16 protein-coding genes are annotated in these 25834 nt (G+C 56.4%); 7 read left to right on the top strand and 9 right to left on the bottom strand.

Annotation, left to right across the window (positions count from 1 at the left end):
• From VEH04_19805 to glgB, 7 genes are all read left to right on the top strand, one after another.
• The coding region (locus VEH04_19805; GenBank protein ID HYG25019.1) for a hypothetical protein at positions 1 to 1229 on the top strand (1229 nt) is incomplete at its 5' end.
• Positions 1230 to 1363: 134 nt separating this feature from the next.
• Positions 1364 to 2635 (top strand): hypothetical protein, encoded by a 1272-nt coding sequence (locus VEH04_19810; GenBank protein ID HYG25020.1) that lies wholly within the window; start codon positions 1364 to 1366, stop codon positions 2633 to 2635.
• Between the two features lie 30 nt (positions 2636 to 2665).
• Entirely contained in the window at positions 2666 to 4036 is a 1371-nt protein-coding gene (locus tag VEH04_19815; GenBank protein ID HYG25021.1) for a hypothetical protein, read from the top strand.
• 18 nt (positions 4037 to 4054) lie between these two features.
• The gene (locus tag VEH04_19820) at positions 4055 to 7942 is read left to right on the top strand and encodes a hypothetical protein (GenBank protein ID HYG25022.1); all 3888 of its coding nucleotides are present in this window, start codon (positions 4055 to 4057) and stop codon (positions 7940 to 7942) included.
• Positions 7943 to 8120: 178 nt separating this feature from the next.
• Positions 8121 to 16550, top strand: a complete 8430-nt coding sequence (locus VEH04_19825) for a Calx-beta domain-containing protein (protein HYG25023.1) — start codon at positions 8121 to 8123, stop codon at positions 16548 to 16550.
• A gap of 8 nt (positions 16551 to 16558) precedes the next feature.
• Positions 16559 to 17143 carry a dephospho-CoA kinase gene (gene coaE / locus VEH04_19830; protein ID HYG25024.1) on the top strand — a complete coding sequence of 195 codons (585 nt, stop codon included), beginning with the start codon at positions 16559 to 16561 and terminating at the stop codon, positions 17141 to 17143.
• Positions 17144 to 17196: 53 nt separating this feature from the next.
• Positions 17197 to 19395 carry a 1,4-alpha-glucan branching protein GlgB gene (gene glgB / locus VEH04_19835; GenBank protein ID HYG25025.1) on the top strand — a complete coding sequence of 733 codons (2199 nt, stop codon included), beginning with the start codon at positions 17197 to 17199 and terminating at the stop codon, positions 19393 to 19395.
• Here glgB and VEH04_19840 read toward each other — a convergent pair whose 3' ends face one another.
• From VEH04_19840 to VEH04_19880, 9 genes are all read right to left on the bottom strand, one after another.
• On the bottom strand, positions 19396 to 20082 hold the full coding sequence (locus VEH04_19840) for an MgtC/SapB family protein (protein HYG25026.1): 687 nt from the start codon (positions 20080 to 20082) through the stop codon (positions 19396 to 19398).
• A 350-nt stretch (positions 20083 to 20432) separates the two neighbouring features.
• The gene (locus tag VEH04_19845) at positions 20433 to 21044 is read right to left on the bottom strand and encodes a hypothetical protein (GenBank protein HYG25027.1); all 612 of its coding nucleotides are present in this window, start codon (positions 21042 to 21044) and stop codon (positions 20433 to 20435) included.
• A 9-nt stretch (positions 21045 to 21053) separates the two neighbouring features.
• The gene (locus VEH04_19850; GenBank protein ID HYG25028.1) at positions 21054 to 21440 is read right to left on the bottom strand and encodes an iron-sulfur cluster assembly accessory protein; all 387 of its coding nucleotides are present in this window, start codon (positions 21438 to 21440) and stop codon (positions 21054 to 21056) included.
• 80 nt (positions 21441 to 21520) lie between these two features.
• The gene (locus tag VEH04_19855; GenBank protein ID HYG25029.1) at positions 21521 to 22306 is read right to left on the bottom strand and encodes a DUF1361 domain-containing protein; all 786 of its coding nucleotides are present in this window, start codon (positions 22304 to 22306) and stop codon (positions 21521 to 21523) included.
• Positions 22307 to 22310: 4 nt separating this feature from the next.
• Complete coding sequence (locus VEH04_19860; protein ID HYG25030.1) at positions 22311 to 23060, bottom strand: hypothetical protein; 750 nt, start codon at positions 23058 to 23060, stop codon at positions 22311 to 22313.
• Positions 23061 to 23077: 17 nt separating this feature from the next.
• A complete protein-coding gene (locus VEH04_19865; GenBank protein ID HYG25031.1) occupies positions 23078 to 23788 on the bottom strand; it encodes a hypothetical protein in 711 nt (236 codons plus the stop codon).
• A 48-nt stretch (positions 23789 to 23836) separates the two neighbouring features.
• Positions 23837 to 24715 carry a 4-hydroxy-3-methylbut-2-enyl diphosphate reductase gene (ispH, locus tag VEH04_19870; protein ID HYG25032.1) on the bottom strand — a complete coding sequence of 293 codons (879 nt, stop codon included), beginning with the start codon at positions 24713 to 24715 and terminating at the stop codon, positions 23837 to 23839.
• Positions 24716 to 24770: 55 nt separating this feature from the next.
• Positions 24771 to 25079 carry a transcriptional regulator gene (locus VEH04_19875; GenBank protein HYG25033.1) on the bottom strand — a complete coding sequence of 103 codons (309 nt, stop codon included), beginning with the start codon at positions 25077 to 25079 and terminating at the stop codon, positions 24771 to 24773.
• Entirely contained in the window at positions 25076 to 25741 is a 666-nt protein-coding gene (locus VEH04_19880; GenBank protein ID HYG25034.1) for a hypothetical protein, read from the bottom strand. Before VEH04_19880 ends, VEH04_19875 begins: the two co-directional genes overlap by 4 nt.
• Positions 25742 to 25834 lie beyond the last annotated feature (93 nt).

The raw sequence follows: 25834 nt of genomic DNA on the forward strand, positions 1-25834 counted from the left end.
GCGGCACTGAAGGGGCTGGCTTGTCCTTCGTGTCACGCACGAACCTGATGGCTGCAGTTCAAACAGCAGTGATCCAATTCTTCGCATCGGTTGGTGTTGACCTTGCTCCTCAAAATGGCAAAAACGTGTTCTGGAACGACCGCGAAGGGACGCTGATGGTCCGTGCGACATCTCAGGAACTCGATGTCATCGAAGCTGCGATCAACACGCTCAATATCGCTCCTCCTCAAATCAACATAAAGAGCAAGTTTGTGGAAGTTACGCAGAATGACTCCAAGGCGCTCGGGTTTGATTGGTACCTCGGAAATTTCCTTATGGGCAATGGCTCGATGGGTGTGCAGGGCGGCACTGCGCCCAGCTTTGAAAACGGCCAGCCAGGCGGTGAGTTCCCAGGCAATATTGTGGGTGGGACCACGATTCCTCCATCCACCAGCGATCAATTGCTCACCGGCGGGTTGCGCAATACAGCCCCCGCGCTCGGAACGCTCACCGGCATCTTAACCGATCCCCAATTTCGCGTGGTTTTACGCGCGCTCGAGCAGCGCGACGGTGCTGACGTTCTGACTGAGAGCAGTGTGACTACGCTGAGTGGCCGCCAGGCGCAAATCCAGGTGATTGATCTGCGCTTCATTGTCACGGCCGTTGTTCCCTTTACCGGCGATGCTGGCGGAGGGGCCGCCGCGGGGGTGGGCCAGGTCGTGCAGCAAGCAGTTCCGTTCGGTGTTCAACCGATTCCAACTCCAATCCCCCTGGGCCCAACACTAGACGTGATTCCCTACGTTTCTGCTGATGGCTATACCGTCCAGATGACGCTCATCCCAACCGTGACTGAATTCATCGGCTATGATGATCCCGGCCAGTTCACGCTGCAGATCCAAGCGACGGGCGGCGGCAGCGGGGCGTCGACGCCTCTGGCGCAACCCGTCGCGCTTCCGCGCTTCCGTGTTCGTCAGGTCACCACATCGGCTATTGTTTGGGACGGCCAGACCGTTGTCCTTGGCGGGTTGATTTCTGACAACATGATCCGCACGAAGGACAAGGTCCCCGTGCTGGGCGATCTGCCGTTCCTTGGGCGCCTGTTCCGCAGTGAATCGAATCAGACACAGAAAAAGAATCTGATTATTTTTGTAACTCCGACGATCATTGATCCTGCCGGAAATCCGGTTCACAACGAGGAGGAGTTACCATTCGCTCAGTCCAGCATCCCGGTTCAGGAACCCCGGATGTAACCGTTTGAACGAGCCACCTCGTCAAAATGCATCGACAAGTTTTCTCAATCTGATAGAAACAGTATAGAAGTATGCCTATCTCGTTGTCCCTCCGGAGTTTTCTAGTTTGCGGCTGTCTGTTACTTAGCCGGGGTTTGGGTGTTGGACAGAGTGTCAATCCGGATGGTGGCGAGTGGCCGGTTGTTGGGCCGGTCCTGGGGGACCAGTTGTTTGCGAGCGGGGCAGTTAATGATTCGGGTGGTTACCTCGTATGGTCCGACAATTCCGTCATTAAACTGGGAAGCCGGATCCGCGTCCAGCGACTTGCCTCGAATTTTGCACCCGTCGGGGCTCCTTTCACCGCCACCTCGGCGTGGAAATCGAAAACGGCAGGCGATCAGAACGATCCTGACATTGGTGTTTTTGCGGACGGACGCGGAGTCGTTGCGTGGTCTGGCGGAAAGAATGGCAGTCAGCAGATTTATGCGCGGTTCCTTCGAGCAGACGGGGTTCCCCTTCGTAGTGATATCAGGGTCAGCGGCGGAAAGACCCAGAAGTCCGATCCTGCAGTCGCTGTATTAGCGGATGATAGTGCCGTTGTGGTCTGGAGCAGTCACGGTCAGGATGGCAGCCTGCAGGGCATCTATGCCCGGCGCTACTCTGCAAATGGTGCTCCTCTTGGAAAAGAGTTTCGGGTGAACGAATGGACAGAAGGCAATCAGAGAAGTCCTGCAGTTGCCGCTCTTGCCGGGCAGGGCTTTGTTGTGGTGTGGGTTTCGGAGCTGCAGCGCGACGAAGTAAGCGTCGATATTTATGGCCGCGTGTTTGACTCTGCGGGAAGCGGTGGGCCCGAACTGCTGATCAACAGTGCCACCCAGAAGCTTTGCGCAAACCCTGCGGTAGCTGGGTCCAAGGCAGGTGGTTTTGCGGTGGCTTGGAGCCAGCGGGAGATTTCAAGACATTCTGCGCCAAGCGACCCCAATGATCCTACAGGGTTTGAAGACCCGATCGCAAAGCCATGGGCCACGCGATTCGAAAGCACCCAGAAGAATGCGGATGGCTGGGACGTGTATGCCCGGTTTTATGACCTGGAAACAATCGGTTCGGACACAATCCGGATCAACGCTCATACTTTCGGCGATCAGTACGGCCCCCGGCTCGCGAACAACGGAAATGGTTATTTCATCGTGTGGACGAGCCTCGAACAGGATGGCGACCAACGGGAGGGAGTATTTGGGAAGCCATGCTCTCTGACGGGAGCCCTGCCAGGGCCCGATGTTCATGCCAACACCACGACAATCAGTCGCCAGTATCTGCCGGCAGTGATTGCCAACGGACAGGACCGGTTCCTGGTCGTGTGGTCAGGCATCCTCCCGACATTCGGCGTCGATCTCCAGGCCCAGGTCTATTCGTTCTCAAGCAACTAAAATATGTCCTGCAGAATCTATTCACTATTTTTGGGCGTAATTCTTGGTGCGGCTCCCTGCGCCTCGGCCTTTTCTCTTCTGGGTCCGGAGCCCGACTGGCAGACATTCCGACTTGGTTACCAGGTGGGCGGTCTCGATATCGGCGGCACGATGAACCTCACGGAAGAGTATCGACTGAACATCAAAACCATCTCGTATGGTTTCGACAAAACCTTCATCGATTATTTTGGCAAGAGGGGAGTTGAGGAGGTCAACAAGGCGATGGCGATCATGAACGCGCTCCCGCCTGTTTCGAAAATGAGCCGGAATCTGCTGGAGTTTCCGAACGATACACGCCGTTACAATTCGCGTGCCGCAGCGCTGAACATTCTGGATTTGAAGTCGGCTACCATGGCGAATTTGCTTGAGCAGATGGGACTCGCCAGTCCTGAACGGTTTGTATGGTCGCTTCGGTCCCGTGTTCCCGTGCCTGGCGCACCTGCGGGTGTGAATTGGTATGCGGTTATCATGCGGAACTTTGATCCTGTCACGTGGGAGCCATCCCGTTATATCAATGGAACTCTTTACACCTATACCATTATTGATGCGTACTGGGCTGCAGACAGTTCCGAAGCCGTTGAGATTCCCGTCGATCCCCTGGCACCGACTTACACTGCGGTGGCAAGTTATTTTTATTCCTCCGCTGTTTCGGTGAACTTATACGGGATGTTCTACACCGGGTTGACCCGCGACGACGTCGGTGGGCTCCGCTACATTTTGCGACCGAACAATTACAACTACGAGAACCTGCTCCCCGGCACGCTTCCGGGTACCGCGGCATGGACTCCTGTCGGCGGAACCAACAATCAGAATACCAACCTGCTGGTCAACCTGGCACTTCGGCCCGGGGTCGACAAAATCGTGTTCAAGCGCGTAGGCAATGAGAGCGGTGTTGGGTGGGTGAAGGTGGTTACCAACCGGTATACTGACACATACATCCTGAACGGACGAAAACGATCACAAAAAACCCAGCGCGTTCTTGCCGGTTCAATCAACGGCGGCGTGACCAACGGACTTCCTGATCTGCTGTTTGCAGCGGGGGACATTGGGGTCGGAGCGTCCGGATATCCCGCGATTTTGGAACGTTTGACCGTTCTTTGGGAAAACAACTCGGCATTAAACTCGCAAAGTGGAAATCTGCAGGCTGGGCCTGGCGTCATTCAACCGCCCGCGGTCATTACGTTCAACAACGTTGGGCCGTTTAATTTCCATCAGTCTCCCGCCTTCGCGGATGAAGCCAACGTGCTGGAGGTCGGGTATGTCTGGGGAGCGTTCGATGGCACTACTAACCCACCGGTTATATTTCCTGAACGGGAGAGCGTGGAAGCTTTGGAGAACAGGGTTCTCAGAGGCAACAATTAGTCAGCCAGCTGGATTTCTATGAAGCGATTGTTCACTGCCTCGCTGTTCGTCAGCATGATTCTATCCGGGCCCATCGCCGCGGGTCAGAACTTCTTCAACGACACGACGACCACTTTCTATTATAACAACGGGTTTTCCGGGGATTCTCCTCCGATCGACGCCCTCAACTTTATCAACAACGGCACGTTCATCGCCCAGAATGGTTTGGTCTTGACGGTTCTGCAGCAAATCCCATTTGAGACGTCCAGCACGCTCAACTACACAAATACGGGAACGATGTCTGCCAACGTGGGATTTCGCTTTCGAAATAATCCCAGCAATGTTGGCATCGCGGTCCCGTCGCGTAGCTTTTACAATGGCCGGCTCGGAATTGTCGACGCCGCCAGTCACCTCATCATCCACGCAACAAACATCATCAATCGCGGAACGCTGTCCATAGGTTCCGGCGGTGTTATGGCGATTGCCGGTGGCAACGTCGATGTGGCGGAGAGCGTGCTCGCTGTTCCTTCTCTGGCGACGTTTTCAAGCTTCAGCTTTTATCCGTTCCAGACGAACTTCTTTATCCCGGCTGTTTCTGTGTACGACCAGAACTGGAGCACCACGAACCTGGCGCCGATTGTTCGTCAAATTAACACCGCGGCCCTATGGAATGTCGGGGTGTTCGGCACCAATGCGACTGCGCCTTCGGTCCTTGCTGCGCCGGCGCCGTCGCTGCCGGCCGCGGGTTTTACAATTCCAAATGCATCGACTGATGAATTCATTGCGGACTCGCATATTCGAATCCTTCAATCGATTCCCCTTGTCGTGACAAACCAGGATCTGAGTACGACTAACGTCCTGGTCGGCAGCAACATCGTAAAGCAGGCGGCATTCGTCGCGATTCCAGAAGGATTCGATGGGCGTGTCGCATTCGAGGCGGATGGCACGATCAGCGTCTACTTGTCATCGGTATCGACCGATCCGCTCACAGGAATCACCACGACCAACACGATCCAGTTTATCGACACACTCGCTGCCGATGATGATCGGGGACGGTTGTTACAGAACCTCAACGATGGAACCTACCGGCCTGTCAACTACAGCATCGACCGCTTGGGGAGCTTCCCGCCGTTTATTTTTGGTCCTGCCTCAGGAAACAATGGGGTTCCGAATTCTGATTTCTTCCAGGTTTCAGGAAATGCGGAACAAGGGGGCTTTTCCAACCTTGTGAACCTCGTCGGCATCGAGTTTCCCACGAATACTATCATTACGAATGGAGGAATTTACTCAGCATACACAGCGGTGATCGACAACGTGATTTCCCGGCCTCCGAACGTTAGCGGTGGAACATTCACAAACCTTCCGGGCAGTATTCGAATTGAGTCCCAAAATCTGGACCTCTCCGAGACCAAACTGGTCGCGCAAGGCCAGATCTCAATCGTGACGGACCACCTGGTTCCAAGCACAAATACCCTGCTGGATGTCGACAATATCGCTCTCGACATCGGTTCCACCAACGGAACGCTCATTGTTAATGATTTGATTCCGGATTCAGTGACGGGGCGAACCCGCGGAACGATTCAGGCGTGGAGCGGATTTTGGACGAATACGGTGACCGTCATTATCGATGAGAACTACGGACCGGACACGAACGGCATCGTCGTGCAGCAGCCACTTACCAATGTCGTAACGGTGATCTACCATGCTCTGATTCTGGATGCGACGGGAATGGCCAGCACCCTTCCGGCCTACGTTTACGATTTCATGGCGCATGCGGACCATGTAGAAGTGAACGATAACATGACGCTTGTTCAGCATCTCTTCCTCGATGCCCGGAGCGCCTCTCTCAATGGAATCATTAACGTTCCTGGCGTGTTTCCGGTGGATCCGATTAGCGGGCTGACGGCTCCTGGCAATCCGCTCGCTGACTGGTTTGGAACGAATGCGCCGAGGCTCCTCTACCTTACTAACTCTGGCACCGTCTCATTCCCGAATACGATTCATTGGGGCGACGACCGTTCCCGGTTTGCAGCGGTGGTGAACACCGGCACCGTCCGAGCAAGGAGCGTCCAGGCGAACAGTTGGGACCTGCACAACTCCGGAACGGTGGATTCGCTGGGATTGATCGACTTGCGATTCAATACAGCGCTGCTCACAGGCGGGGAGATGTCCTCGAGCAACTACATCCGTTTGACGGGGAACAATCTCGTTCTGACTAATCATCACCTCATAACGCTTGGATTCCTGGATCTTCGAATCTTCGGTGTGCTCAGCGATTTGGGTGTTACCAATTTCATCGAGGTGAATGACGGATTCAATTTGCGAACAAAGCCCGTTGTGGGGGACCTACTTGCTACGACGTTATCCAGCTACGGCCCGAAGTTCGGCGCAAGCACTATTCGACACACGTGGGGAGCCGAGGATCGCGGGCCCACTGTTGAGGGTTTTCAAGATAATGCAGCCGTTGGCCGCGTTGTCCTGAACGCCGCCACGCCGGCAGCCCAGTTCCGATTCACCGGCGCCGGAGTCATTGGAACAACCAACGCCATCTATATTGACGAACTGGTGTTCGGAGACAACGTCGATAATTTCGACCCATCATTCAACGCGACGAATGTCGTCATCGATTCCAACATCCGCATCTACTATGCAGAAGCCACGGCGGACGGCGTGTCTATCGCTGAGAAATTGGACGGCCGCAATGGTGGCAGGTTCATTTGGGTGCCCAGTTACTCCGGTTCATTCAGTGGAGTGACCCTGGACTATGGCAGCGGTCCGCTGGCTTTCAACCGTGCCTTGGTGCAGAGCACGACCATAAATTCCGATGGCGAAGGGGATGTCAACGCATTTGATCCGACGCCCATCCCGGCAGCAGAGGCTTTTGTATCAACACCCAGCATTCCCAACTTCTCGGATCTGCCATTGCGCGACGAACTTGCCAATAACTTCAATCCGGGGTTTGCCGGAGCAAGGGGAAATTACAGCGGCCTTTTCTATGCGCGAACAGGCGTGATGCCTGAATCCTCTGGGTTCTTCACTGCTGCAACCACGACAAAAGGACGTTTCAGCGCGAAAATGCGCTTTGGGACGCGATCGACTTCCTTTAGCGGCCAATTCAATTCTCTCGGGCGCTGGACCAATTTCGTCGGAAGTGCCGAGATCGAACTGCAACTCGACCTGGAAGGTAAGGGACAGATCACGGGACGCATCATCACTGATGAATGGACTGCCGATCTGACCGCCGACCGCAGCGGCTTTACCCGTGGTTTCAACCCGGGTTCCGTCGCCGGCAAATATACGTTGCTGATCCAGGGAGAAGCCGGCGCCACCGATCGGCCGGCGGGTGACGGCTTTGGAACCGTAAGTGTCTCAAAGAACGGTGTTCTTACCTTCTCAGCGGTCCTCGCTGACGGAAGCAAGGTAAGTCAAAAGAGTGCGCTCTCGATCGACGGTCACTGGCCGTTATACGCGCCACTGTATCGTGGTGGCGGGGTCCTGATTGGATGGATCGATTTCCGTGACGAGGTGGAGACTGATTTCAGTGGGCAAACGCTGTGGATCAAGCCGGAGGGGGCAGGCGGCGCCTACCCATTGGGTTTCAACCACACAGCCTGGACAATGGGATCCCGCTATACGCCCCCGCCGAACATTCGACGCGGCGTGGCAGTATTGACGGATGGTGATCTCCTTTCCTCTCTGACAAACGGATTTGCCTTGGGCAAAAAATTCACTGCCTCCAGGCAGCAGCCCCACGACTTTTCAATCGCATTCACGCCGCAAACAGGTTTGTTCCGCGGCAGTGTTCGAGACGAGGAAGGGACCGCGATCGTCTTTCGCGGCGCCTATCTGGAGAAAGCAGGGTTCGGAGGCGGCTTCTTCCTCGGATTCGAGAATAGCGGACGAGTCCATATCCGCGCCACACCCTAGGAATAGGGAATTAGTGCGGCGAGGATAGGAGTTGGTGTCGCGTGCAGGTGTCGCGTGCCGCGTGCAGGTGTCGCGTGCAGGTGTGATTTCTTGGAATCGCGCCTGCCCCATAAAGGGGTGCTCGGGGAAGGCAGCGTTGGTTGCGCGGGGTCAAATCATATCAGTCAGAAGAGTGTCTATGCATACAGCAATTCAGGCTTGGAATCCGTTTCTTAAACTGAGGCGGCTTGCCGCGGTCGCGTTGGCAATCGGCGGACTGCAATCCGTGGTGGCGCAGCCGCTAAACGATAATTTCTCAAGCGCGGAAGAAGTGTTCGGCGATTGGGGCAGCATCGCATTCGACACTACCAACGCTACCAGCGAAGTCGGGGAGCCGAGTCATGCCGGCCATCCTGCGCAGGCTTCCATCTGGTTCAAATGGACAGCGCCACGCGATGGGGAGGTTACCCTCGATACGCTCGGTTCAACGTTTGATACAGTGGTCGCGGTTTATTCCGGAACGGAATTGTCGACCCTTGCTCAAACAGCCGCGAACGATGACCTGTTCCCAATCAGTGTAGTGCCGCAGTTCACATACTCCGGCAGCGGAGATTATGCGGCCCTTGCCGGACGGGGCAGCTTGCCCATTCTGACCTTCACGCAAAACTACTACGGCCCAAGCGGATTGAGGTTTAATGCAAAAGGAGGAGCGACCTATTACTTCGTTGTGGGTTCAAAAACAATATTTGGTGTCGGTGAGGGAACACTTAGTTGGGCCTACAAACCCTCTGGCGTGTTCCGATTCGCAACGGAGGACATGGACTTTTCAACGGGACTCCCTCTGTATCAAACCGCAGACACCGAAAGCTTCCCGCCTGTCGGTAACGACGTGAACAGGAACTCGGTAGTTCTCACCTATTACACTTTCAACGCGCCGGGAGTTTTGCTGACCGTGACACGCGTCGGCGGTGCTGTTGGACGCGTCATGGTGGATTACCAAACAATCGACGGCACTGAACTACCTCAGTTACCGACCAACAACGCCGCAGGCATCGCTGGCTTCGATTACGCACCGGTAAGTGGAACGCTCATTTTCGACGACTTCGAAATGAGCAAAACCATCCTTATTCCGATCATCTCAAGCTTCTCCGGGAGCGACCTCAGCAATGTCGTTTTCGGAGTCTCACTTTCAAATCCGCAGTATGATCCCTTTGAATCTGGAGACGTGGCACCGCCGCGCATCGACTCGGACCGGAGTCTGGCACTGGTGAAGATTCTCAATACTTCTGCAGATCCTTACGGCCCGAACACGATTGAGGTCGTTGACACGAACACCATGACCACAAACATGATGATCGTCTCTCCCACCAACGCGATCTTCAATTTTCAAAAAGCTAATTTCCGGGTTCCTTCCGACGTGAACGAGACGAATACGGACTGGCCGGAAGTTTCCCTGTATATCTCGCGGTCTGGCACGAACCGGTCTGCAACCACCCTTCAATATCGGGTTAATAATTATTTGGGAGACGGCGAAGACGGCGACGAGCAGCGGAACATCTTTTTCCCCTTGCAGCCGGGATCGGACTACGCGGTTCCTACTCCGCCCGACTGGCCGCCCATCCGTGGCGCGAATCCCGATTTCGAGATGGCCCGGGGCTCCGTCAGTTTCGGCGAGAACGATTTCATCCCTAAACGGATTACATTCACGGTTCCCCCGAACGCGCTTCCGAGGTTCAACAAGGATTTCCGCGTTCAGCTCTACCGCGAGGTTCAGATTAACGGAAGAAACACCCCCGTGCTGGTTGGAATGGTCAATGAAACAGCCGTAACCATCCTGTTCAACGATCGGACCCCGCCTGCGGGTTCAGTGGACCAGCTCTATAATGCGGACTTCAATGCGAGCTTGGCACTTCCACCCGACATCGTTCCCCAAACCTGGCCGAACAATAACCTCGCGCATCCAGGTGTGGCGGGTCAGGTATACGCGATGGTGGTGCGAACCAACGATCAGACTCTAGCTGTCGGAGACTTCGTGTCGTACAACGGCTATCCGCAGGGAAATATTGCTTTGATCAATCCGGACGGCTCGCTCGACCTGTCTTTTCAAACGGGCTCGGGCGCCAATGGGGCGATCTTCGCTGTCGCGATGATGCCTTCGGGTGCGCAATGTGTCGTTGCAGGCGACTTCACGTCGTTTAATGGAAACGGATCATCAGGCATAGCCCGGATCAACATGGACGGAACCTTGGATGCATCGTTCACGCCCTTTGCCAACGGCGCCGTCCAGGCAATGTTGGTTCAGCCCGACGGGAAGATTGTCATCGGCGGAGATTTCACCGAGGTAAATGGCATCCAGCGACTTCATGTGGCGCGCTTGAACTTCGATGGAACCCTGGACACGGATTTCGATCCTGGCACCACCTTCAATGGTCCTGTTTATGCCCTGTCGGCTCCAATGCCGTTCGTCATTCACGCAGGCGCAGAGTCGACGGGAGGCAGCAACGAAGTGGTGGAAGTGATCAATTTCGCGCCAGCGACGACTGGCATACTCCGGGTCGATTATGACATGTTGGGTGTCCCTGACAGTCTTCGGGTGTATTACGGCGAGACCAATGGAACTCCAATCTTTCAGACGGGAAATGTCAGCGGGACTGGAACGATCCAAATCCCATTCGGACCAGCCAACGGCGTCACTACGAACTTCATAACACTGGTGATGAACATGGGAGGCGGCGAGAGCGGCACCTTCTGGTCTTATTCAGCTTCCGTTCAGATTCTTCCTTCCGTAACCGAGGGCATTGCCGTCGGGGGCCGTTTTGACGTTGCGGGGCGCCCATATAAAAACATCGCGCTGCTGAATTCATTTACCGGCCAGATTGATCCAGCCTTCAACCCGGGAACTGGTCCCAATAACACGGTCCTGTCCCTTGCGTGGCAGCTGAACGGTCAAATTCTCGCAGGCGGCGTGTTCACCGCGGTGAACGGCAGCCCCAACAACCACCTGGTCCGCCTCAACCAGAACGGCACCGTTGACACTACCAATTTCTTCATCGGAACAGGTGCCGACGATGTTGTCTACACAGTCATCCCGCGACTGGATGGAACGATCTATGTGGGTGGCGCATTTTCGAAATTCAACGGCACTCACCGTCGTGGATTCACCCGTCTTTACCCGAACGGGACGGTCGATACCACTTTTCTGGATACAGCATACAACCAATTCGCCGGGCTCAAGCGGGTGTATTCCTGGGACTTGCCCGCAGTTTTTTGCGCGGGCGTGCAGACCGACGGGAACGTCATGATAGGCGGTGCCTTCGAACAAGTGGGTGGCGGGCAGCCGAACACCAATGTGTTCAACACGCTTAACGATTCGTTCGGGTATCCCAAGAGCTTTGAAGACCCGAACCTTTGGGTTGAGCCGAAGAGCCGCGATGGAGCACGAAATCGCCGAAGCATTGCACGCCTCATCGGCGGAGCGACGCCGGGGCCGGGAAATATCGGTTTGAAGTTGAATAGCTACACAGCGAACAAGAGCCAGTCATCGCTATTTGTCAGCCTGCTCCGAACCAACGGCGTCCTCGGCCCGGTCTCCGCCAATTTTTCAGTGAATCCAGGCCTTGCGTTGACTGGGCGCGATCTGGTCTACACCAGTGATGCGCCGCTGTATTGGATTGGCTGGCAGTACCTCAGCCGTCCGACGCGCGAGCGTTCGGATGGTTTGTTTGGAACCAGCGGGTTCCTGATCGATCCCTACGGCCTGAACCTGTTCAACTCCGACTCTGAGATCAACAACCTGTCGACGGTAACTGTCAGCATCATCAAGAACACGGAAATCGCCGGAAACCTGAATGCGAGCTTCCAGCTCTCCAATCCGAGCTATTCCGAAAACTTTCTGCTGGGCGGGCAGAATATCCCCATTGCCGCCGCGCTCGGTGTCTCCACCGCGCCTTTGGCACTGATCGACGATACGCAGCAGCCGGGCGTCTTTGGATTCGAATCGCCAACCTTCGTTGCGACGAATGCCAACGCACTGATTACAGTCCTGCGCAGCAACGGCACATTCGGAACCGTGTCGATGCGGTATTCCACAGCAAACGGCACAGCAACGGTCGGAACCGATTACGTTGGCCTGACGAACCGAACCCTGTTGTTTAATCAGAACGTTGTGAGCAATGGATTTGTTGTGACGATCCGGAACAATGGGTTCATCTACACGAACGCACAGGAGAAAACGGTTCAGATTTCTCTCTCGAACCTGGGAACCACCCCTGGCGCTACCTTCGGCATTTCCAATGCAATCATTCGGCTCATCAACCCCAACTACCAGGGTTATGTCACGCTGAGCACCAACCAGTATCAAGGCGCGCAGAGCGCCGGCTTCGTTAACTTCATTGTCAATCGCGTGGCAGGCAGCCTCGGGAGTGTCTCCGTGCGCTATGCCACTCTGAACGGATCAGCCGTCAATGGCATCGATTTCATCGGAACCACGAACACGCTTGTTTGGAACAGCGGCGATGTGGCGCCGAAGGTGATATCCGTGCCGTTGCTAAACGCGGGTGTCGTGGGCGCCAACCGGCAGTTCAATCTTGCCCTTTCAAACTTTGCCCTCAATGGCACGAACACCCCCGCGCTCGCTGGTCTCACAACAAACGCGATCGTTACAATCATCAACGACAACAGCTATGGGAAGCTGCAGTTTAATGCGCCCTCTTACACGGTGAACGAAAACGGTGGCGTTGCGACCGTGACAGTGATTCGGACTGACGGTGCCAGCGGAGCAGCCTCGGTAAGTTACTCAACCAGCAACGGACCGAATGGCGCCGCCGGAGTGAACTATGTCGCCACAAGTGGCGTGCTTTCATTCAGTGCCAACCAGCTCGCCGCCTCATTCGACATCCCGCTGTTGAACGACGGGGCCGTAAATCCTCCTGGTGTTCTGACGTTCAACGTTCATTTGTCGAACCCCGTAAACGCCACGCTTGGGGCCTTGCAGGATGCTCTCGTGAACGTCATCGACGCGAATTCATTCATTCGCCCGCCTGGAGGGGCTGATACGGAATTCGATATTGCAACCAAGTTCAATGACAGCATCCATTCGCTTAAATTGCAGGCGAACGGACAGATTATTGCCGTTGGCAGTTTTACCGCCGTTGGACCTATTCTCCGTAACCGGATCGTTCGCCTTAACACCGAGGGCGCCGTGGATGCAGACTTCCTTGCCGGAATGGCGGGTGCTAACGGTCCTGTGCTAACAGCCGCAATCCAGACAGATCAGCGCATCGTTCTCGGTGGCTCATTCACATCGGTCAATGGCGTGCACAGAAACTTCCTGGCCCGGCTGATGACTGACGGTTCGCTGGACACGAGCTTCAATCCTGGAGCTGGAGCCGATAACAGCGTGCTCGTAGTCGCGGAGGATTTCATTGGCGGCGCGCGAAAGGTTTACGCAGGCGGAATGTTCAGCATGGTCAATAGTTTCCTGAGCCCGCGTCTCATTCGGTTGAACAATGACGGTTCTGCCGATCCCTCATTTTCTGTGGGAACCGGTGCCGACGGGATTGTTAAAGCACTTGCTGTTTACCCGACAAACTCAATCCACGCTGGGAAACTTATCGTTGGGGGCAGTTTCACACACTTCAACGGAGTTCCGGTGCCTCGTCTGGCAAGATTGAACGCTGACGGCTCACTGGATACGGTGTTTGTCGCGAACCTCGCTTCCGGCCCCGGGGCTGACGTAGATGCGATCGTCATTCAACCTGACGGCGGGATTCTAGTTGGTGGCAGCTTCACGAATTTCCATAGCACGCTCGTGAACCGATTGGTCCTTCTCACGTCCAACGGCAATCTGGATTCGGCGTTCCTTGCCAACCTGGGCAGTGGATTCAACGACACGGTGAATGCAATCGCACTGCAGAGCGACAACAGGATTGTGGTGGGAGGGCAGTTCACCCAGGGTAACGGCGTCACCCGCAACCACGTGACGCGCCTCTTGGCCAACGGTTCTGTTGATCCCACGATCAATTTTGGAGCTGGAGCCAACGGGGACGTGGAGGCTGTGCTGGTCCAGCCCGATGGCATGATAGTGATCGGCGGTGCGTTTACGGAGTATGACGAACAGCCTCACGAGAACATCGCGCGCGTTTACGGCGGTTCGACCACCGGTTCTGGTGCGTTCAGCTTTACGTCGGCGAACTACGAGGTCACGGAATTTGGATCATTCGCCGTTGTTACTGTCCGCCGAACCGGTGGGACCAGCGGGCCAAATCCCGACGGCAGTGGAAATATCAGCATCCTGTTCCGCACCGCAAATGGCACGGCTGTTTCAGGGATTAATTACCTTGGAACCACCAACACTTTGATCTTCCCGCCCGGGGAAGTGCTGAAGATTGTCACCATTCCCATAATGGATGACTTTGTGGTCACTTCAAACCTCACTGTCAATCTTTCGCTTTCAAACCCCACACCGCCCGCAGGTATTGGTAATCAATCAACAGCGGTTCTAACGATTGTGAATACTGACACATCGGTCAGTCTCTCCTCCTCCATTTACAGCGTCCTGAAGAATGTTGTCACTGGGGGTGCTGACATTTCAATTGTTCGTCAGGGCGGGTCAGCGGGGACGGCGTCAGTGGCCTTTGCGACGACGACTGGCGGTACTGCTGTCGCGGGAGTGGACTACATTCCGACCAACACCATTGTGACCTTCCTTCCGGGCGAAACGGTGAAATCCGTCCGGGTTCCTGTCATTGACAATGGCCTGCCTCAGGGGAATAAGACCGTCGCGATCGCCTTAAGCAATCCAAGCGGATCATTTCTGCAGGAACCGTCTACGGCAATCTTGACGATCGTTGATACGGTAATCGCTCCCGGAACGATCAGCTTCGCCAGCCCAACCTATTCCGCGAGTGAAGGGGATTCGAGCGTGCTTGTGACTGCGATTCGCACAGGGGGAACATCTGGAAACGTTTCAGTCAGCTATACAACCGTTGCAAGCAATGGTGTTTCGGGCGTGAATTACGTCCATAGCAGCGGGTTGCTGTCCTTCAACGACGGCCAATCCAGCCGAAGCTTCACTGTGCCGCTCGTTGACAACAGTGCGGTTCAGGGAACGGTGCGGTTCTCGATCGTCCTGTCTGCGCCCACGGGCGGCGCCAGCCTCGGTGTGCCATCCACGACGGTCGTTTCAGTGGCTGACAACGACGAAGCGTTGTCGATTGCAGCATCGGGCGCAGCCCTGATTTCAGAAAGCACGCCGAATGGCTGGATCGACACCAACGAAACGGTGACTCTCGCATTTGGATTGCGGGTCGCAAGTGGCACGAACATCGGAAATCTCACGGCGACACTGCTTGCGACGAACGGAATCGTTTCGCCAAGCCCTGCATCCAATTCTTATGGAGCGTTGTCGGTTCGCGGGCCGTCAGCGTCCCGGAATTTCAGTTTCACCGTGAATCCCACATTTACGAACGGCCAGCAAATCGTGGCTGTTCTGCAGGTGCGGGAAAATGGAAACCCCATCGGGTTCGTGCAATTCCCATTTGTGCTCGGTTCCTTCACCCGGGTGTTTTCGAACGCGACGCCAATCGCCATCAACGACAACACATCCGCGTCGCCATATCCCTCGACCATTACTGTTTCGGGACTTGGACGAATTCTCACGAAAGCCACGGTTTCATTGAATCGGGTGAGTCATAGTTTCCCGCGCGACATTCAGGCTTTGGTTGCCTCGCCGGCTGCGCCGTCAGTGATGGTCCAGGGCAATGCGGGCGGCTCGTTCACAATCAACAACGTGAACCTCACATTCGACGATCTCGCTGCCGCTTACCTCACGACTAACCAGATTACTGCGGGCACGTATCGCCCAACGGTGATGGGAACTGTCACATCTCTTCCGAATCCGGCTCCATCAGCGCCCTATTCAACCAATCTCTCCACATTCAATGGCGCCAATCCCAATGGCGTGTGGTCCTTGTTCGTAAAGGATAACGCTCCGTTCAACACTGGCTCTATTGCAGGGGGATGGTCTCTCTCCCTCACAACCGTTGATCCCTTGGCTGGAGCGGCTGACGTGGGTGTCTCCGTGAGCGCGGCGGGAACCAACATTCCGGTAGGTGCACAACTGGTCTATGTCATCGCCGTAACGAACTACGGCCCGTCAATTGCATCGGATGTCGTCGTTACCAACCTTCTGCCTGCAGGGCTGTCCTTTGTCTCTACAACTCCGACGGCCGGTTCGTTCGTCCAAAGTGCTGGCACCATCAGGTGGAACGTTGGCACGCTGGCGGTCAATGCGGGCGGCCGAATGACCGTAACGGTGAACGCCACCACCGTGGGAGCGAAGGTCAGCACGATTCTGAGCCGCACAGCGACTGCGGATCCCAATGCTGCGGATGATGTCGCATTCCTTGTGGCAAATGTCACCACTGCAACGCCCCCCACCGTAACGGGTGTGCGTTCAGGTTTTGGAATTCAGTTGTCGGTCGGCGGGGCTGCTGTTCCAACAGTGGTTCAGGCTTCAACGAACCTGACACAATGGCTGCCGATCTTCACCAACGTGCCGCCGTTCATCTTTACCGATCCGAATGTGGGGACGCAGCCTTACCGGTTCTACCGCGCTGTTGCCCAGTAGTACCAGCGATGAAACTGTGGGGTTTGACGGGCGGGGTGGGAATGGGCAAGTCAACGCTGGCCGCAGTCTTGCGGAACCTCGGGTTCGAGGTGGTGGATACAGATTCCCTGGCCCGTGAATTCACGCGACCAGGGGAGCAGGCGCTGTCGGAAATTGTCAGGACCTTCGGATCCTCTATTGTCGATGAAAAAGGCGAGTTGCGCCGGGGAGCCCTTGCCGACCTGGTTTTCTCCGACTCTTCCGCCCGCCACCGCTTGCACGAGATCCTGCATCCGAGAATCCGAAATGCCTGGAAGGCGCGACTCATGGCGTGGCGCCGCGCGGGAATAGAGAACGGCGTAGTAGTTATTCCCCTCCTTTTCGAAACGAACGCGGAAGAGGAGTTTGATCATACTCTTTGCGTAGCTTGTTCGACGACGTCGCAATGGAATCGCTTATCAGCGCGCAATTGGATCTCAAAACACATTGAGCAGCGAATTGCATCCCAAATGCCTATCGAGGAGAAGATGCAACGATCCACCTTCGTGGTTTGGACCGAAGGGCCCATGGAAATAACGGTGCAGCAGGTGAAGCGCATTCTCGCGCACCTGTAAATAGGGGTTGTTTTGCATGTCGTTTTCTGAATGGTCTGCTACATTGCGGCACCATGGTTTTGACCCAACAGGAACTTCAAAGGCTCGTTCAGGTGAATCATCGCACCCCACACGAGTTGCTGGGCATGCACCCTCTCGGAGGCCGCGCAGGCCTTGTCGTCCGGGCTTTTGTTCCTGATGCGACGAAGGTTGAGATCGAGCCTGTCCACGAAAAACAAAAGCCCCGCCTGCGTTTGGAGCGCATTCACCCGGCAGGCGTCTTCGAAGCTGTCACGAAGGAAGCTCACGACGTCTACGCATACGACCTTGTCATCACCGGAGGCGACAAGCAGGTCCGCCGAACCCGGGATCCTTATTCGTTTCTTCCGACGCTCGGCGAATCCGATTTATACCTCTTTGGCAAAGGGGATGAGCGGCGAATTTACGAAAAACTCGGTTCACAACTGCGCACAATAGACGGGGTGCCGGGGACCAGCTTCGCCGTTTGGGCTCCCAACGCGCAGCGTGTCAGTGTGGTTGGTGACTTCAACGGTTGGGACGGACGACACCACATGATGCGGTCGCTCGGCTCCTCTGGGGTGTGGGAGCTCTTCATTCCCAGCGTCGGCGAGGGGGCGCACTACAAGTACGAACTTCGGGACCTTCACGGCCATGTATCGCTGAAGACTGATCCCTATGGCGTGTTCTTCGAAACTCCGCCAAAGAACGCCGCCATTGTCTGGAACACCCAGAAATTCGAGTGGTCGGATCAACAGTGGATGCAACAGCGGCGTGGCCGCGATCCCTTGAGATCTCCGATGAGCGTTTACGAGGTGCATGTCGGATCGTGGCGGAAGAAGTCGGCAAGCGAGTCATTGAGCTATCGGGAAATGGCGGAGCCTCTTATCGCTTATGTGCGCAAAATGGGTTTCACGCATGTTGAATTTCTCCCGATTGCTGAGCATGCGTATTATCCCTCCTGGGGCTACCAGGTGACGGGATTCTATGCGCCCACCAGCCGGTTCGGAACTCCTGAAGACTTCAAGTACCTCGTCAATGAGCTGCATGCAGCAGGTATTGGCATCATTATCGATTGGGTTCCAGCACATTTCCCACGCGACGCCTGGGCATTGGCAAAGTTCGATGGCACGGCGTTGTACGAGCATGAGGATCCGCGCAAAGGCGCGCATCAGGATTGGGGCACCCTCATCTTTAACTTCGGCCGGCACGAGGTCACCAATTTCCTGCTCGCGAATGCGCTGTTTTGGTGTGACCAGTTTCACGTCGATGGCCTTCGGGTCGATGCGGTCGCGTCGATGCTTTACCTCGACTACTCGCGCAAGCAGGGCGAGTGGATTCCCAACCAATTTGGCGGGCGCGAAAACCTGGAGGCGATCGAGTTCCTGCGGAAGTTCAATCACATCACGCACGTGGAATTTCCCGGAGTCATGACCATCGCCGAGGAATCCACCGCGTGGCCGCTCGTCACTCGTCCTCCGTATCTCGGTGGATTGGGATTTTCATTCAAGTGGAACATGGGATGGATGCATGACACGTTGAACTACTTTGCCCTCGATCCCATCTATCGCCGATTCCATCAGAACGACCTCACGTTCGCGATGCTCTACCACCATAACGAAAACTTCGTCCTGCCTCTTTCACATGACGAGGTGGTGCATGGAAAGCATTCGCTGCTCGGCAGGATGCCTGGCGACGACTGGCAGCGGTTCGCCAATCTCCGCACGCTGCTGGGTTATCAATGGTTGTTTCCTGGCAAGAAGCTGCTGTTCATGGGATGTGAGATTGGCCAAAGCGGGGAGTGGAATGCAAACGGCGAAGTCGATTGGTGGCTGCTGGATGCGGGCCCCTATCACAAAGGCCTGCAACAGTTCGTTGCGGACTTGAACCGCTTGTACGCATCGGCACCCGGATTATGGGAGGGGGATTTCGATTCGGGCGGGTTCTATTGGATTGATTGCCTAGACAGCGACAACAGCGTCCTGTCCTTCGTCCGTCAGAAGAACGACGGCACCGCAGCAATTGCCGTCGTGGCAAACCTGACGCCGGTTCCGCGATACGCCTATCGCATAGGATTGCCGTGCGGCGGCAGGTGGCTTGAAATTCTGAACAGCGATAGCGCGGTTTACGGCGGGAGCAATGTCGGAAACATGGGCGGCGTTGTTGCGGCCGAAGGCAAGTGGCACAATCAGGATTTCTCCGCGCCGATGACGCTTCCCCCTCTGAGCATCATTGCATTCAGGCCTGAAAAATAATTACGACCAGCGAATCTGCTGAATGCCAGGCAGTGACCGAAGATCCTGAACGATTTTGCCAACAACATCGGGCGCTTTCTTGCGGTTGAATTGAACCTCAACCGACACCGTGATCTTCTGCGCCTCGAGGTCATACCGCATTTTGACGCGCTTCGGCTTCAGGCCTGCGATAATGAGCCGCCCGCGTAAATCTCGCTCGCTCAGGCTGTCCATGGCCCCGATCACCGTTAATGTTGAATACCAATCAACGGGCAGGAGCTTCTCGAGGGCTGGAAGCGCACCCAGGCTGATTAGGGCGATGACGAGCCCGATGAACCCGAGGAAATAAAGGCCGGTGCCGAAGGCAAGGCCCAGGACCGTCACGAACCAGAGACTCGCGGCCGTGGTAACTCCCCGGATGGTGTCGCTGTTGCGCATGATGGTTCCCGCGCCAAGGAAGCCGATCCCGGTGAGAATTCCGGCGCCGAGGCGGGCAGGGTCGGGACGCCATGCAGTGTTCGTTCCGCTATCTACAAAGAGGCTCTCCGACACCACCATTGAAATTGCAGAGGCAACGCATGCAAGAATGGTGGTACGAAGTCCGGCTGGCCTTCCGCGCGTTTCGCGTTCCAATCCCACCACGATTCCGGCGACAGTCGCAGCAAGGATCCGCAGCAGGATTTCGTGATACGTCAGGGGTGCGTTCATGTATCGAGAGTCCAATCGTTGCGAAGACATCTCAAGGAGAAGTTCACCTGGAATGACCGGCCACGAAAAAACTGGCGGCCTGCTTTCGCAGGCCGCCAGGAACCAAACCCAATTCAGAAGACAAACGCTACATAGCCAGCGATGTGCCAAATAATCCGTGCACCGCGTTTTGATCGTTGGAGACGGCAAATGTCGGGCGAAAGACCCGTTTTATGGGGTTCGCGGCGTTGATGTCGCAAATAATTCTGTCTGCGGCATTGCGCCCTCGGAGGGTGTGTGGCACTGCGAAGCGCCCGGCTCTGTCCTGTTTGAAGGCAGCCGTGTCCCGTTTGTGGCGCAAACCTTTCGCATCAGAGGATCAATTGGGTTGATTTCTCCCGCAGCTGATTCAGCCAGCGATCATAAAATGCAAGTCGATGATGCAGCTGCCGCACCTGCTGAAGGCAGCCGGCGCGCTGTTCGTTTTGCGATGCAGCCGTATCCCAGACAAGATCGAGCTCCCGAACTGCGGAGAGCGCGGCGTCACGTTTTTGTTCGATGCTCGCGGCAAACTCGCGGAGTTCGGTGCCCAGCTCCTGGCCTGCTGCAAAAACTTCAACTTTCAGCAGTGGAGAAGTGGTTTCTGCTTTTCTGCGCAAATGAGCGTCGGCCTGCCGGCAGAGTTTGCCCGCGTCCATGAAGTCGGTCACCAGTTCTTCAGGCACCTGTTGAATGTCTGTAATCGGGGTGTCGGACTCGAGTTGAAGCAGGTGACGCAGCCGTTCACGTGGTTCACGAAGACACTGGTAGGCGCTGTTGAGCCCGGCATAACGTTCCTGTGCCGCTCGGCGCTGTGGCTCGTCCAAATGACTCAGGTGATCCGGATGCCAGCGTCCGGACATTTCAAGAAATCGGGCTTTCAGAATCCCGGCGTCCAGCCACGGACGGCGCACCTGTCCAAACAACGCAAAGTAATCAGTCATGCTCCCGCATCATGCGCTGAAGCTTTCGCCGCAGGAACAGCTCGTGGCCGCGTTGGGATTGGTGACCTTGAATCCGCCTTGCAAACCTTCTACGAAATCCAGTTCGCTTCCCGTCACGTACAGTGCGCTTTTCGGATCGACGACCACGCGAATGCCGGAGGTCTCCACAAGGAAATCCCGGTTCGCAGGGGCGTCCTGCAAATCCATCTTATATTGCAAACCCGAGCAGCCGCCGCCCACCACCGAAACGCGAAGGACACCTTGTGCGCGTCCCTGTTTTTGCAGCAACGTCCCGACACGGCGCGCGGCCGTCGTGGTTACCTTGATGAGCCGCTCGTCGCTGGTTCGAAAACCAGCCGGGGCGGATGAATTATTCCTGGATACGGGTGCGATCATGCTGCGCGACAAGGCTAATGGCGCTGAACCTTCGCGTCAATTGGCCTGAATTGATTGATGACATCACTTAAGATCCCGGATTATCGACTTTGGTTGGCCAACGATGAACCCGTGCGGCTCCCCAGATGGGTCAGGGCATGGAGCATCACATACGCGACGAACAGAAATGCGGCGAAGAGGAGCAGGAAGGCCACAGCGTGGCCATTCCACATGTTGGCTTGCGTCCATGTGTCGAGGGTCCGAAATATTCGCCCCGGTCGCAGGACCACATCCCAGCTGTTGAGCCGCAGGAAGCGCCCGATATACACGCCGAAGCTGCTCAAGGCGGTCGTTGCAAGCACGAACACCCAGCCGGCCGCGCGCCCGCAAGTCTCTGCAACGAGCGCCTGCATCAAATAGAGCGACAGGAACCCGACGAGCAATCCGGTGAACGCGAAGAGTAGAATGAGCGTGAGCTCAACCCAGAACGGATTGTGAAACCAGAATCGCAGGTGGGTCAGGTCGGTGAAAATGTAGGGCGAGTTCGGAAAGAACAGGAGCCATCCCGCTGCCAATCCCAAAAGCAGCCACTTCCGCCGCGCGCCATGGCGAAATTCATCATCCGCAAACAGCGCCAGCCCGAGCGGAATCCAGGCGAGGAAGAGATTCCAAACCAGGAATCCTTGCGACAATCTGCCGGTCAGGAGAAAACGGCCAAAGATCACGGCGAGTCCGACCGCTGAACCAAAAGCGAGGGCGGCCATGGGCGCCAATGTTTCACGCCGGCACAGTATCCGGTTGGTTCGTGACAGGACCTGTCCGATTGCGAGCACTGCGCCTGCGATCAACGTCCGGGGGCTGAGAAATGGTAGCGGCGCTGTCTTCATTATCTTACTCGCGATTCTCGAGGGAATCCCCCCAATGACCCAGGAAGAACTTCTTTTGCGTGGGCAACAGGGTGTCCGCAGTTCCCACAATGGGTCTCAAGGCAGTGGTCATTTGGAGGACCACCAGGATGAAGACAACGACCCACGTGTTCAACCCCGCTTTCGACCGTGCCTGCGACTGCGTGAAACCCGCATCCAGGAACCGAAGGCCGAAAATCGTGGCAATGCCCCAGAAGACGAGGTGCAGGATGCCCATCCAGATTTTTGAATCCGTCGATTGCGAGAACAACCACGCGATTGGAGCGAAGCCAATCAGCAGCAAAGTCATCAGCATGAGAAGCCCGGCGACGAGCCCGATTATCTCAATCAGCCGGGCACGCGAACCACTCAGGCAGGCAAAGATGTAAAGGCTCGGCAGACAGATTACGGCGGCGAACAGCAATCCCCCTGCAATCTTCACTGGCGCCGCCCACAATTGCGTTCCCATCGAGAACGATCCCACGACCACGCCATAGATGAGGCTGCACGCGATGCCGATGATGACCATGGAAAGAATAAGCCCTCCAGCGCCCGGTTGGCGCAAATGATACAACACGCGGCGGGGCTGGCGAAGAATCGCTTCAATCGCTGCCATGCTGTTAGGGATGGGTACGCGTTCCGCGGGATCGTCGCCGATTGCGGCGGGCGTTTGTGAAGCAACCGCGGCTGGAAATTGCGGCGGCACGGAGGGGTGGGGTGGAGGTGTGTTTTCCATAATATTTGAAAGGGATTTCAGGAGATCAGGCGCATCAGGGATCGGAATACCGCTTCGTAGAAGTTTCCGGAGAGCGGTTCATCACGGAGAAATTGGAGTGGCAGGCCAGGCGCACCGATGAATGGGCGGAATACCCACGAGAGCTGGCTTCCGACAAACAGGTTCGCAGCCAGCCAGGCAAACAGAACCCGGTTCGCTGCCGCAGGTCCCCCAATCACGCGGAGAAGCTGGCGCAACCGCACGTTTGCCGCGATTCCAGCAAACGCAATGATGATGACGTGAGTGAGCAGAATGAAGCTGTAGGCGCCACTCCGCATGGCTGCATTGTCAATTGGCGGTGCATTCCAAATCATGAACGCCGCGACCGGGCTGAAGGCTCCAAGGATGGCCGCGGCGATTGAAAAACTCATGAGGATGGTGAGGAATGACTGGCGGAATGGGATGTTCAATCCGAGCAGCGGCGCGAGCATGCCGTTCAACAGCGCAGTCCCGCACGTTGTCAGCAAAACCAGCAAGGGAAATTTGACCGCTGTGTACAGTGCCTGTTGCGGTGCGCGCCACCAACCCACTGCCGCGCCGAAACAACCCGCACCGATGACGACAATTAAGACGTGCGTGGCCAGCGAACGTGCCTGCCACTGACGCGTCCATCCCAGCACCGGCTCGGGCTCTCCGCGCAGCAGAGTTCCGATCTTGAATCGATGCAGTGATGGGATTTCGGGAGGCACGTTAGGTCCTTTTCGATGTTATTCGACAGCGGCCAGCCAGTCCCGCGTTCAATGTCCATTCGCCGTCGAGTCCAGCAATTGGCTGCGCAATTCGTCAGCGATCCGATTCATCCGCCGCTCGACTTCGTCAATGATCCAATCCGGTGTCGACGTGCCGGCCGTGATCCCGGCGGTTTCTGCGTTATGAAACCATTCCTCCCTCAAATCGACCGCGGACTGCACGTGATGCACTGCGGCGCAATGCTGGCTGCAACTTCGAACCAGTTCCCGCGTGTTGTTGCTGTTGGCACCACCGATGACAACGACCACGTCACATCGCCTCGCCAGCTCAATCGCTGCGAGCTGCCGTTGCTTGGTAGGCTGGCAAACGGTATCGACGAATCGCACTTCGCTTTCGGAGAACCGTTCTTCGATCAAATGAACCAAATGACGAACGCGCTCAATCGGTTGTGTGGTTTGCGCCGCGATGCCGAAACGCGGACGTGGCACGAGCGCCGCGACATCGCCTTCCGACAGGACGACGTCGAATGCCTCCAGGTCGCCGGTCAGACCGCGAACTTCCACGTGATCGCGCTGGCCAACGATGATCGGATGAAAACCATCCGCGACCAGCCGCGCCACAGCGCGATGGGCATGATGCACGAGCGGGCAGGTGGCTTCGACGACATTTAATCCCAGCGCGCGCGCGCGTGCTTTGGCGCGATTCGACGCACCATGGGCGGTGATCATCACTGTGCGGCTTTGGGCGGCTTCGGGCCGTTGCGCGACAGTTACGCCCCTGGCGCGCAGCGCGGCAAGGACCGACTCGTTGTGGACCAGATCGCCAAGTACCGTGAGCGGCGCGGTATCGGCGGTACGCATCGCCAGGTTAATGGCATCTCTCACTCCGAAGCACATTCCCAGATGATCAGCTCGCAGAATCTTCATAAGCTTTGTAATACAAAGTAAACGACGCCATGAACGGCGGAAGTGTTCAAAAAAATTATTTCTGTCTGGTTTGCTGGACGATTTGCTCGAGCAGCAGGATGTAATCGGCAAACGCTTTCCGGCCGGCAGGCGTCAGCGAGCAGGTGGTGAGCGGGCGGTTGTTCTGATAGGACTTCGACACCACGACATAGCCCGCTTCCTGCAGGGTTCGGATATGGGTGGTGAGGTTGCCGTCGGTCATCTCCAAGGCGTCCCGCATTTCGGTAAACGCGAGTTCCGGGGTTGCGGCGAGCATCGACATGATGGCGAGCCGCCCCTTCTCGTGGATCACCCGATCGAGCTGGAGGAACGGTTCCGGGTTCACGTTCCGTTCTTTCGTTCAGTCGCCGACAGGTAAGCGCCGTAAGCCAGGTGAACCACACCAAAGAAGAAGCCCATGAGCAGGTGGCCGGTTTGCTGGGGACGCACGGACCCCAAGACGTTTGTGAGCACCCAGGACGCAAACGCAATGGATCCACCCGTGATGAAAATCCACCCGAAAAGCCGCAGCCCGCGCGGGGTGAATGCGCCCGAAGCGTGTATGGCACAGCCGTAGAGCATGATCCAACTCAAGGGCAGCCACATGAGATCTGCACCTGCTGCAGAAGGCAGGAGGACGTCGGGATCGCCGCGCTGCATTTCAGCCGCAAGCAGCACAATTCCTAGAACGAAGCCGATTACCAGGCATGGAAGCATTGCCTGAACGATGCGCCGTGCAGGCGGGGTGAAGAGCGGCTCCTTCTGTTTCAAAGCCTGCTGGCGCACCAGCAGAAAGGCGCTGAGGGCGCCCAGCATGCCGACGCACAGCCAGTATGCCGTAAAGACGACCGGCGCCTCGAAGTTCAGCAGCCATCCAGCGCCGGCCGCAATTATCCCGATCGTGCCTGCCAGCGTCATCACTGGACTGAGCGCGCGCCGGTAAATAGCCGAACGCTCCATTAACGTGCGAATCACTTCAAGGTGCTGCGCTGCATGACTCGAGTCCATACGTTGGACTTTGCACTGCAAAGTGGATCTCCGCAACTCTAAGTTGATGGAACGCTTGAAATGAGGGTGCAGCGCAGACGTCTAGCGGGGCCG

This window comes from Verrucomicrobiia bacterium (genome assembly GCA_035629175.1).
Lineage (GTDB): Bacteria > Verrucomicrobiota > Verrucomicrobiia > Limisphaerales > DASXHY01 > DASXHY01.

What these genes read in the sequence shown, in the direction of transcription:
- VEH04_19850 (HYG25028.1), bottom strand. Translation starts at nt 21,440, where the DNA reads ATGATCGCACCCGTATCCAGGAATAATTCATCCGCCCCGGCTGGTTTT.
- VEH04_19855 (HYG25029.1), bottom strand. Translation starts at nt 22,306, where the DNA reads ATGAAGACAGCGCCGCTACCATTTCTCAGCCCCCGGACGTTGATCGCA.
- glgB (HYG25025.1), top strand. Translation starts at nt 17,197, where the DNA reads ATGGTTTTGACCCAACAGGAACTTCAAAGGCTCGTTCAGGTGAATCAT.
- VEH04_19820 (HYG25022.1), top strand. Translation starts at nt 4,055, where the DNA reads ATGAAGCGATTGTTCACTGCCTCGCTGTTCGTCAGCATGATTCTATCC.
- coaE (HYG25024.1), top strand. Translation starts at nt 16,559, where the DNA reads ATGAAACTGTGGGGTTTGACGGGCGGGGTGGGAATGGGCAAGTCAACG.
- VEH04_19845 (HYG25027.1), bottom strand. Translation starts at nt 21,044, where the DNA reads ATGACTGATTACTTTGCGTTGTTTGGACAGGTGCGCCGTCCGTGGCTG.
- VEH04_19860 (HYG25030.1), bottom strand. Translation starts at nt 23,060, where the DNA reads ATGGAAAACACACCTCCACCCCACCCCTCCGTGCCGCCGCAATTTCCA.
- VEH04_19825 (HYG25023.1), top strand. Translation starts at nt 8,121, where the DNA reads ATGCATACAGCAATTCAGGCTTGGAATCCGTTTCTTAAACTGAGGCGG.
- VEH04_19840 (HYG25026.1), bottom strand. Translation starts at nt 20,082, where the DNA reads ATGAACGCACCCCTGACGTATCACGAAATCCTGCTGCGGATCCTTGCT.
- ispH (HYG25032.1), bottom strand. Translation starts at nt 24,715, where the DNA reads ATGAAGATTCTGCGAGCTGATCATCTGGGAATGTGCTTCGGAGTGAGA.
- VEH04_19880 (HYG25034.1), bottom strand. Translation starts at nt 25,741, where the DNA reads ATGGACTCGAGTCATGCAGCGCAGCACCTTGAAGTGATTCGCACGTTA.